The 9,331-nt window shown below is 37.9% G+C and carries 10 protein-coding genes; 3 read left to right on the top strand and 7 right to left on the bottom strand.

Annotated elements, in window-relative coordinates:
• Positions 1–134: 134 nt before the first annotated feature.
• From CSV80_RS12910 to CSV80_RS12885, 6 genes are all read right to left on the bottom strand, one after another.
• Positions 135–1,022, bottom strand: a complete 888-nt coding sequence (locus CSV80_RS12910; RefSeq protein ID WP_029052439.1) for a transcriptional regulator CcpC — start codon at positions 1,020–1,022, stop codon at positions 135–137.
• Positions 1,009–2,448, bottom strand: a complete 1,440-nt coding sequence (locus tag CSV80_RS12905) for an MDR family MFS transporter (protein ID WP_199083999.1) — start codon at positions 2,446–2,448, stop codon at positions 1,009–1,011. The genes CSV80_RS12910 and CSV80_RS12905 overlap by 14 nt, the downstream gene beginning before the upstream one ends.
• Before the next feature lie 141 nt (positions 2,449–2,589).
• Entirely contained in the window at positions 2,590–3,027 is a 438-nt protein-coding gene (cbpB, locus tag CSV80_RS12900; protein ID WP_029052441.1) for a cyclic-di-AMP-binding protein CbpB, read from the bottom strand.
• A 136-nt stretch (positions 3,028–3,163) separates the two neighbouring features.
• Positions 3,164–3,394, bottom strand: a complete 231-nt coding sequence (locus CSV80_RS12895) for a hypothetical protein (RefSeq protein WP_099671578.1) — start codon at positions 3,392–3,394, stop codon at positions 3,164–3,166.
• A 183-nt stretch (positions 3,395–3,577) separates the two neighbouring features.
• Complete coding sequence (locus CSV80_RS12890; protein WP_099671579.1) at positions 3,578–4,447, bottom strand: NAD(P)-dependent oxidoreductase; 870 nt, start codon at positions 4,445–4,447, stop codon at positions 3,578–3,580.
• A 183-nt stretch (positions 4,448–4,630) separates the two neighbouring features.
• Positions 4,631–4,807: an aspartyl-phosphate phosphatase Spo0E family protein gene (locus CSV80_RS12885; protein WP_099671580.1), complete on the bottom strand. Its 177-nt coding sequence runs from the start codon at positions 4,805–4,807 to the stop codon at positions 4,631–4,633.
• 218 nt (positions 4,808–5,025) lie between these two features.
• Here CSV80_RS12885 and CSV80_RS12880 point away from each other — a divergent pair, with 218 nt between their 5' ends.
• Positions 5,026–5,217 carry a YkvS family protein gene (locus CSV80_RS12880; protein WP_099671581.1) on the top strand — a complete coding sequence of 64 codons (192 nt, stop codon included), beginning with the start codon at positions 5,026–5,028 and terminating at the stop codon, positions 5,215–5,217.
• Between the two features lie 60 nt (positions 5,218–5,277).
• The gene (locus CSV80_RS12875; protein ID WP_099671582.1) at positions 5,278–5,925 is read left to right on the top strand and encodes a hypothetical protein; all 648 of its coding nucleotides are present in this window, start codon (positions 5,278–5,280) and stop codon (positions 5,923–5,925) included.
• Positions 5,926–5,991: 66 nt separating this feature from the next.
• Here CSV80_RS12875 and CSV80_RS12870 read toward each other — a convergent pair whose 3' ends face one another.
• Entirely contained in the window at positions 5,992–7,368 is a 1,377-nt protein-coding gene (locus CSV80_RS12870) for a two-component system sensor histidine kinase NtrB (RefSeq protein WP_099671583.1), read from the bottom strand.
• Between the two features lie 182 nt (positions 7,369–7,550).
• Between CSV80_RS12870 and CSV80_RS12865 the strand changes: the two genes are divergently transcribed.
• Positions 7,551–9,305, top strand: coding sequence for a B12-binding domain-containing radical SAM protein (locus CSV80_RS12865; RefSeq protein ID WP_099671584.1), 1,755 nt, complete (start codon positions 7,551–7,553; stop codon positions 9,303–9,305).
• Positions 9,306–9,331: the final 26 nt, after the last annotated feature.

Genomic DNA, 9,331 nt, shown 5'->3' with positions numbered 1-9,331 from the left:
GGCGTGAAGTTAGCCGGTTTTATATACGGACTCACAAATGGTCCCAGAGGCTGGTCGGCTTTTCTTCACTTCTACTATAAAAAATAGTAGCACAAACCATGGCCTTGGTTTGTGCTACTAATGTTAGTATGTTTTTATTGACCTTTCCTTAATAACTCCGCATATTCCTGCACGATCTCTACAAACGCCTTTACTTGCTTCAACTCAAATGTAGAACCATATCCGATTAGCCATGTATCGCGTGTCAGCTCAAACTCTTCCTCGCTATTCAACAACGGGATTAGATTGACTTTCTCATCACCTGACAATGTGATGGAAGGCAGTATAGCATAGCCGATACCTTTTAACGCGAGCTGCTTACACATTTCAATCTGATCGACTATGATTTGGCGACTTGGATTTTGATTGAAATGCTTATTCCACCAGCGCTGGATTTCCATATAATAGTTTGAATCACTTTTATATTGAATAAAGTGGCGATTGGTGTCTTTTAATTCATCAATGGTCGAGATTTCAGAATCCACTAGATACAACTGATCCCGAAATAAGTAGACACGATTACTTTTCCAATCTGTTTGCCCTCTAACAATACCGATATGCGCTTCCCCTTCATACAAAGCTTTGGAGATTTCTGAACTCCATCCCGTCATCAAAGAAATCTTAGCATCTGGATAAAGTGCTACATAGTCTTTCAATACTTGAGGCAACCAGGTCTGACCAATTATAGAGGCACAAGCAATCTTCAATGTTCCATGTACTTTATCTTCAAGTGAGGCGATCAATTCCATCGTCTCGTCTTTCTTTGCCAATGATTCCCTCGCGTAGCTGATGACGTGTTCACCTGCTGGCGTCGGTTCCAGGCCTTTTTGTGAACGGATGAACAACTGCATACCCCACTCTTTTTCAATCGTCTGGAGGCGTTGTGACAAAGCAGGCTGGGACAAATGAAGGCGCTCTGATGCTTTACGCATGTTGCCCTCTTCAGCCAATGCTTTGATAATATCCAGTTCAATGGTTGACATGATCTGTCACCTTCCCTCGTGGAATTCGTAAAATCAATAATAAGCTAATGACTGCAAATAAAGCAATCGTTATGTACACCCAGTGCAATGAGCTGTCTAAACCGCTTTGTAAACTGACTAACTCCTGTGATGTCATCATCGAGCGACCGTCTTTTGTTAACAATGTATTCACGTGATCAATCGTATAGGGCAATTTTTCTTTCGTAAAATAGGTAATGAGTGCACCGTTCAAAATTGCTCCAAACACAGAAGCACCAATTGTATTGCCAAAATTCTTCATAAACATATTCGCTGCAGTAGCTGAGCCTCTTTGTACGCGCGGTACAGCCCCTTGAATCGTAACAATGAAAGATGTATTGGTCAGCCCCATTCCAACACCTATGAAGAAGCTTGAACACCCCGCCCATACCGGTCCTAGTGTTGAGGTCATGAGGACAAACATCGTCGTGCCGATTACAAGAGACACACCGCCAGCAAACGATACGAGAAATGGGCCGAAACGTATGAGTAAATGCCCCGCCAATGAGGAAGCTAGAGGCCAGCCAATCGACATGGCAGTTAATGTGAAACCTGCTATGATGGCTGGTTGTTCCATCACTCCGGATACGTAAGTAGGTAAATAAGAGGAAACTCCTATTAATATTACTCCTGTTGTCAACGATACGAGATTCGCATATAAAATAACGGGGTTTTTCCAGATACTAAATGAGATCAGTGGATCTTTTGCCAGTTTCTCTTGTTTGAAAAATAGCCAAAATGAAATGCCAGAAAGTATAATCAATACTATACCGATAGTTGAAAATCGTCCGAATCCTTGACCTCCCTCTACGAGCCAGATTAAGAGAGTGGATAATGCAGACGTCAGTAGAAAAGCACCTTTGTAATCGACAGAAGCCTTTTGAGTTTCTTTTGGTTCATGTAAAAAGAAATATATGACACCCATTGACAGTAGTCCGAGCGGCACGTTTACCCAAAATATGTATTGCCAGCTCACATACTGTACAATCAATCCACCGATTACAGGACCTGAAACTGCCGATACGCCCCACACACTCGACAAATATCCTTGTATCTTCGCACGTTCTTCCGTTGAATAAATATCACCGATAATCGTCGTCGCAATTGGCATAACAGCTCCTGCTCCCAAGCCTTGTATGAGGCGATAGACTATCAACTGCTCCATTGAGACAGCGAATCCACAAAGTATGGAACCAATTAAAAAAATCGTCACGCCCATAAAAAAAATTGGCTTTCGTCCAAATAAATCTGCTAGCTTTCCATAAATTAATACCGTCACGGTACTCATTAATAAATAAGATGAGAATATCCAACTATACCGAGAAAACCCACCTAATTCAGAAGCGATCGTCGGCATTGCAGTAGTAACAATTGTCGCTTCCACTGCCCCTACAAACATAGCAAGCATAACAGCAGCAAGAACAAAGGGCCGATTAGTTTCTTTGGGCACAGCTATTTCAACTCCTTCTATTAGAAAAAGGCTCCTATATCGGAGCCCTTTACTATTTTACTATAGCGCTTGCTTCACTGCTCTATTACAGTAAGTTTATTAAACGTTATAAATATACTTTTTAAATTCTTTCATAATCACACGTCGCGTAATAATACCGGCAAATGTTCCATCTTCTTCAGTGACGCATAAAAACGGATGATTAATTAAAAGATCTACTGCGCGTTGAAAACGGTCCTTCACACGAATCGTCGGTAGATTCGTATCCATAATTTCATCTACTTTTATATCTTCTAATCTCTCATATTCAATGCGTTCCATACCTAAAATAGAATCTGTAATCATTCCAATCCCAAGGAGCCCTTTCAAATGATACTGATTATCCAGTACAGGGATTGCAGAATAGCCAGTCTTGGTCAAAACAAGTAGTGCATGCTCTGCGTTATTTCCGATTTGCACGTGAGCAACCTTTTCCGAAGAAATAATTTGATCTATGATGGGCGCAGTAAGAAAATCTTTATTGTTTATAGAAACCATTGGTGATCGCTCCTTCTATTCTTCATCTAAATACATTTACCTAAAAATCTGTTCACTGCTTCAAATCCATCATACCACAAAAAGCCAATTTTCACCTTAAAAGAAAGCGGATTCACAAAACAAAAAACCCCTTTCTTTAATAGAAAGAGGCCCAATAATAAAAAATGATGAAAATGATAAAAACTGAAGCGACAATGATGATCCACAGTAATGGGTTCATTGCATATGGGTGCTCAGCTGCAATATCGGGTATTTTGTTCTTTTCGTTTAACTGAAATGAACGACTCGTTTTCCTGACTCCAGCTAGACCGATCCAAAGCATTATAGCGGATACAAACACCATAGGCCAAAACCAAATATCCCACATCATAACTCCCTCCTTTTCGCTCATACTATAATAAAGAGCATGTGCAATTAGTGAGTAAGTATGCGTATTTTACACTCCGTGGATTATTCGCAAATAGATGCTTTTAAATTTACTGTACAACAGATTTGCCATTGTGGATTTTCACACGACAAACATAAAGAAAATTACATTATTTCTTACATTTTACTTTATATACTTTTTAATCAGGACTTGTGTTCCTTTTTCCCCATAACCCTTTGAGAGTAAATCTGCATACATATCATAAGCAAGATGTAAGCCTGGCAATTTAAGATTCAGTCTTTCTGCTTCCTGTAATGCAATATGTAAATCCTTCACAAAATGTTTTACATAAAATCCTGGTTCATAATTCTCAGTAATAATTCGTGGTCCAAGATCAGACAAACTAAAAGAATTTGCTGCACCCGAAGTGACGGATTGTAACATCGTATCCGGATCAAGACCCGATTCCATAGCGTACGCAATCGCTTCGCATGCCCCTATCATATTTCCAGCAACCGTAATTTGATTGCACATTTTAGCATGTTGCCCGGCTCCCGCTTGTCCTTGATAAACAATTTGTTTACCAAAAACAGATAAAATCGGTAATAACTTTTCAAATACTTCTTTTTTACCTCCACACATAATAGATAGCGTGCCATTTCGAGCTCCAATATCCCCACCTGATACAGGCGCATCCAGTGAATCCATTTGTAAAGAAGCTGCTTTTTCTGCAATGACAATAGCTAGTTCTGGACTAGAAGTAGTCATATCCACTACGATTTGAGAAGGATGACCGTTTGCCAATATACCTTGATCGGATAAATAAACTTCTTCCACATCCGTTGGCATACCGATCATTGTGAAAATAATGTCAGCATGTTCAATAGCTTCAGCGACATTGTTTGCCCATTTTGCTCCTTGTCCTACTAATTGTTTAGCTTTTGATTTCGTTCTAGTGAATACTGTTACCTCATAAGATGCGTTAATCAAATGCTTGACAATACTCGAACCCATGACACCTGTTCCAATAAATGCAATCTTTTCTTTTTGCATATTTTCACTCCTCAATATATAAGATTAATCCTATCGTACAGAAGTTTAAATATTTTTACAATTAAACAAAAAAAGAGGACCAATACAAGATTGGTCCACAAAAGGGGGAAATGAGAATGTTGCTGTGTTCTTTAATAGTGTTCCCACTTTTATTATGAGTTAAACATTCATTTTTGCGTAAATTCAAGGCAGTTGTATTTCTTTTTTATCATTGAATTCATTAATTAATACATCCAATTTACGACTAAGTTCAATGGTATTTTCGGCGTCCATACCATATTTTTCTGCAGCTTGAATTAATTGTTCTCTAACTTGTTCTATTTCAAGTTTACAATTATGCACTACTTGCACACCTTTCATCTGTAAATACGCTACTCTTTAATATACCAACAACTTACTATTATTAAACCGAAATAATATCGATAATTTTCGACAAAATGTATACTAATATATTTCTATGTTTTTTAAGATAAGACTTTACGTTTTGGAGATTATAAGGCAAACTATAAAGGAATTCCCAAAAGTACAGTTTCATTTCTTTGCTTAGCATAATAATGATTGAAGAAAGGGTGGTTAGAATGACGATTGCAGAAATTGGTGATATTATTGAATTTAAAGAAGGCTTACAAGGAATTGTAGAAAAAGTGAACGAAAACTCTGTAATTGTAGACTTAACGTATATGGAAGACTTCGATGAATCGGTCATGCAGGAAAAAACAGTAATCAACCATAAACGTTATATTATCTTAAACAACAGTACACAAGATTGAAACCTTCTTCGCTGTGATCCGTCCAATAAAATAGAATAGTATATGAAGGAGTGGTACCAAATGAACAACAAATGGCGTATTATTTTCACTTCACTAACCGCCTCTATCATGCTTGCAGCGTGCGGAACATCTGATGCGGACCCAGAAAAAGATACAACAGGTAATGCTATAGAAGAACCTGCTGCTCCTGAAACAAATGCAGAAGAAAACACTTCTTCCGAAAATGAAGCAGAAATCGAAACAGATACTGAAGTAGAAGCAAGCGAAGATGTAATGAAAGATGCTGTAGAAACAACAAGTGATGAACAGGATTACTCCATGATGGTGCTCCCTGGATATACACTTACAAGTGAAGAACCGGGCAGAGACAGTCTATATCTAGAAGAAGACAGTGAAATGTTCATGCGAATCGAAACTATGCCCAAAGATGAAGAATCGTATACTTTCGATGAACTCTATGAAAATATGGGAGAGTTATTGATGGCTTCTAGTGACGGTGAAACACCTATCGAGATTACAGATGAAACAGACCTTCCACAAGCTGATGATATCAAGTCTGTTAAAGGTGCAGTAGTAGATTCTACAGAAGGTTATTTCACAGGCTATGTCATTGAACGGGAAGACAAGTTAATTCGCGTAACCATTTACGCTAAAGAAGATAACGAACATATGGAAGAATTCAAAGACATGGCAGCTACCATCAAGTAATGTTGCCAATGTGAAAAAGGCCGATCCTTTGGATCAGCCTTTTTCTATTTGAACTTCTAGTCATTACTATACTATTACAGGAATTAAAGGAAATGATAAATGAAAAACCGTTCCTTTACCAATTTCACTAGTAACGGATATGGATCCTCCATGTTCTTGAACGGTTTTCTTAACAAATGGAAGTCCTAAACCAGTTCCTCCTGGTTTATCTGTCACAAATGGCAAGAAAATAGTTTCAAGCATTTCTTCTCCCATTCCAGCTCCTGTATCGGATATAAATATATCCACATTTTGCTGATGCCCTTCACTTATCATGATAGACAATGTATCATTTGCTTTCATAGCTTCCATTGCATTCTTAAGAAGATTTATAAATACTTGTTTAACACGGTTTGGATTTGCTTGAATTAGTAAAGATCCCTTAGCATTGAATTCATTCACTAAGTGAATTTGATCCAACAATGCTTTAGGGCGAAGCAATATAAGTACTTCTTCTACTAAAACGGATAACGAAAATATAGTAATTTCATCTACAGCCGGTTTTGATAGAACTAACATTTCATTCAATATTTCGTTCATGCGTTTGACTTCGTCTTGAATAACTTTTACATACATTTGTGCGTTACCCGTTACTTCGTGTTCCAGTAGTTGGAGAAACCCTTGTAATGTCGTCATCGGATTACGTACTTCATGTGCAATGCTTGCGGCAATTTCCCCAGTCGTGCATAATTGGTCGGAGTGCGCTAGTTGCTCAAATAGACGTTCCTGTTCAGTAATATCTACAATTCGTAAGATAAACATTTGTGTTTTATAGTCCAATGTCAAACTAACATCTTGATAACGCTGTATTCCTTTAGATGTGTAAGACATTTTCACTGTCGAAGATTCTTGTGTTAGTGCTTTTAAGATATATTCTTCAAACGTAAATGGAGAGGTTGGGACCATTAAATAAAAAAGGTCTTGTAGATGTATAAGTTCACTGGAAGTTTGGTCAGGAAATATTTCCAAGAATAAATCATTCGTCGAAATAATATACCCCGATTCATTCACTAGCGCCATTGGCATAGTCGCCTTTAAATAAGCACTTTCATATAATTGATTCAATTTATAGCTTTGTTCACCAATTTTTATTGTTAAAATCGCCCTACCGCTATATTGCTGGTATATAATATAACAAGGTTCACTTTTTTTATTCGGCACTTCTAGATGACCAATCAATACATTTTGATCGGCTATCGTTTCTGTTTTCAACAGAAGCAACCGTTTCTTTATTTGTTCCAACAAACTTTGATCAAATATTTCAGATATATGGTGTGGGATAAAGTCTTTAGGCATTAGTAATTTAACAGCTTCTGTCATATCAAGTATATCGCCATCTTCATCTAAAACGATTTTAAAAAGTGAACTTTCTAGATAACGATTGATATTTAATGTTTTCAACACTGTAGCAGTACCCCCTTAACTCAATTGCACCTATCCATTATGGACCTGTAACACATTTTCAATTTTGGAAATAAATTCTGAATGCTTCTTATTATGCCATACTGACGCTCCTGTTCACATAGGACTATAGTCTATTTTATCTTTTCAAATACTTATTTTAACTTAAGATTAGGAGTTTTACTATGAATATTGTCTTATCTACATTAAATGCTAAATATATACACACGAATATCGCAATACGCTATATAAAGGCTTTTGCAGCACCAGAATTTCATTGTGAGCTGGCCGAATTCACTATTCATGACCCTACACTTTCTATCGTCTCAGAGCTGTATCAACATTCGCCAGACGTCGTTGGCTTCAGCGTATATATTTGGAATATAGAAGAAACTATAAAGGTAATTCGTCTGCTAAAGCTAACTAGTCCTAAAACCGTTATAGTCTGTGGTGGGCCTGAAGTGACATATGACTATGACCAGTGGTTAAAAAGAGTGCCGGAAATCGATATTATCGCGATAGGTGAAGGCGAAAAAACCTTTAAAGATATACTCCAAGCAGTAGATGGACAAGCAGATCTTTCTTCCGTACAAGGCATTGCATATCGTTCAGATGGAAAGTTGAAGATCACAGCTCCAGGTCCTAAATTGGATCTTCGTGAACTACCTTCCCCTTTTCGTTTTCCAGAGGATATTACACATCTCTCAAATCGTGTGATGTATATTGAGACAAGCCGCGGCTGTCCCTTCTCTTGTCAATTCTGCCTTTCTTCAATCGAAGTCGGCGTTCGATACTTCAATCGAGAAGCAATAAAAGAAGACATTCGCTACTTGATGCAGCATGGTGCTAAAACAATTAAATTTGTCGATCGTACTTTCAATATTAGTAGAAGTTATGCAATGGAGATGTTCCAGTTTCTTATAGATGAACATCTGCCTGGCACCGTATTTCAATTTGAGATCACTGGCGATATCATGCGACCAGAAGTGATTCAGTTTTTAAACGATAACGCGCCAAAAGGCCTATTCAGATTTGAAATTGGAGTTCAATCTACAAACGATCTAACAAATGAGCTAGTTAAGAGAAGACAAAATTTCACTAAATTATCTCGCACAGTCACGATGGTGAAAGAAGGCGGGAAAATTGATCAGCATCTTGATTTAATTGCCGGACTACCTGAAGAAGATTACGCATCTTTCCGTGACACATTTAATGAAGTGTTTGCTTTACGACCTGAAGAATTACAACTAGGTTTTTTGAAGCTTCTGCGCGGAACTGGTTTACGTATCCAAGCAGAGCAATATGGGTATCGTTACATCGACACCGCTCCTTATGAAATTGTATCAAACAACGTCCTGTCCTTTGATGATATGCTGAGGATCAAACAAACAGAAGACATTCTCGAGAAATATTGGAATTCGGGTCGATTTATACACTCTATGGAGTATATCGTAACGGAATTAGTCGATACACCATTTGACTTTTTCCAATTATTCGGAGCGTTTTGGGAAAAGCAAGGCTGGTCACGAATCGGTCATCAGTTCGAAGACTTGTTCACCCGCTTGGAATGCTTCCTAGAAGACATATTAAAAATCGATACGTCTATAGCAGTAAGTCTATTGAAGATGGACTATTTACTTCACCAAAAGTTTTTACCTAGAAAGATTTGGTGGAATACTGTAGTACCAGAAGAAGAGCTAAAAGAGGTTTATCAGACACTTTTACGTTCTCCACATTTGCTCGGAGATACGTTTGAGTCAATTGGTTATACGGAACGAACGATTCGGAAGCAAGTTTTCGTTACAAAGACCTCAGCTCAATTGAAAGAAGATCTTTCTGTGATAAAAGACCTTGGGTATCTTATTGTCCAATACATACCAGGTGAAATAGCACAGCACTATCATTTGTCCGAACAAGTACTGGAAACCGTCTCTCCATAATAAAACCGCAGCACGCGAAAATTCGC

The sequence above is a fragment of the Sporosarcina sp. P12(2017) genome (assembly GCF_002743035.1).
GTDB classification, from domain to species: Bacteria; Bacillota; Bacilli; order Bacillales_A; family Planococcaceae; genus Sporosarcina; species Sporosarcina ureae.
This window is presented reverse-complemented; position numbering and strand designations above follow the sequence as displayed.

What these genes read in the sequence shown, in the direction of transcription:
- CSV80_RS12865 (WP_099671584.1), top strand. Translation starts at nt 7,551, where the DNA reads ATGAATATTGTCTTATCTACATTAAATGCTAAATATATACACACGAAT.
- CSV80_RS12875 (WP_099671582.1), top strand. Translation starts at nt 5,278, where the DNA reads ATGAACAACAAATGGCGTATTATTTTCACTTCACTAACCGCCTCTATC.
- CSV80_RS12890 (WP_099671579.1), bottom strand. Translation starts at nt 4,447, where the DNA reads ATGCAAAAAGAAAAGATTGCATTTATTGGAACAGGTGTCATGGGTTCG.
- CSV80_RS12880 (WP_099671581.1), top strand. Translation starts at nt 5,026, where the DNA reads ATGACGATTGCAGAAATTGGTGATATTATTGAATTTAAAGAAGGCTTA.
- CSV80_RS12910 (WP_029052439.1), bottom strand. Translation starts at nt 1,022, where the DNA reads ATGTCAACCATTGAACTGGATATTATCAAAGCATTGGCTGAAGAGGGC.
- CSV80_RS12895 (WP_099671578.1), bottom strand. Translation starts at nt 3,394, where the DNA reads ATGTGGGATATTTGGTTTTGGCCTATGGTGTTTGTATCCGCTATAATG.
- CSV80_RS12905 (WP_199083999.1), bottom strand. Translation starts at nt 2,448, where the DNA reads ATGCTTGCTATGTTTGTAGGGGCAGTGGAAGCGACAATTGTTACTACT.
- cbpB (WP_029052441.1), bottom strand. Translation starts at nt 3,027, where the DNA reads ATGGTTTCTATAAACAATAAAGATTTTCTTACTGCGCCCATCATAGAT.
- CSV80_RS12885 (WP_099671580.1), bottom strand. Translation starts at nt 4,807, where the DNA reads ATGAAAGGTGTGCAAGTAGTGCATAATTGTAAACTTGAAATAGAACAA.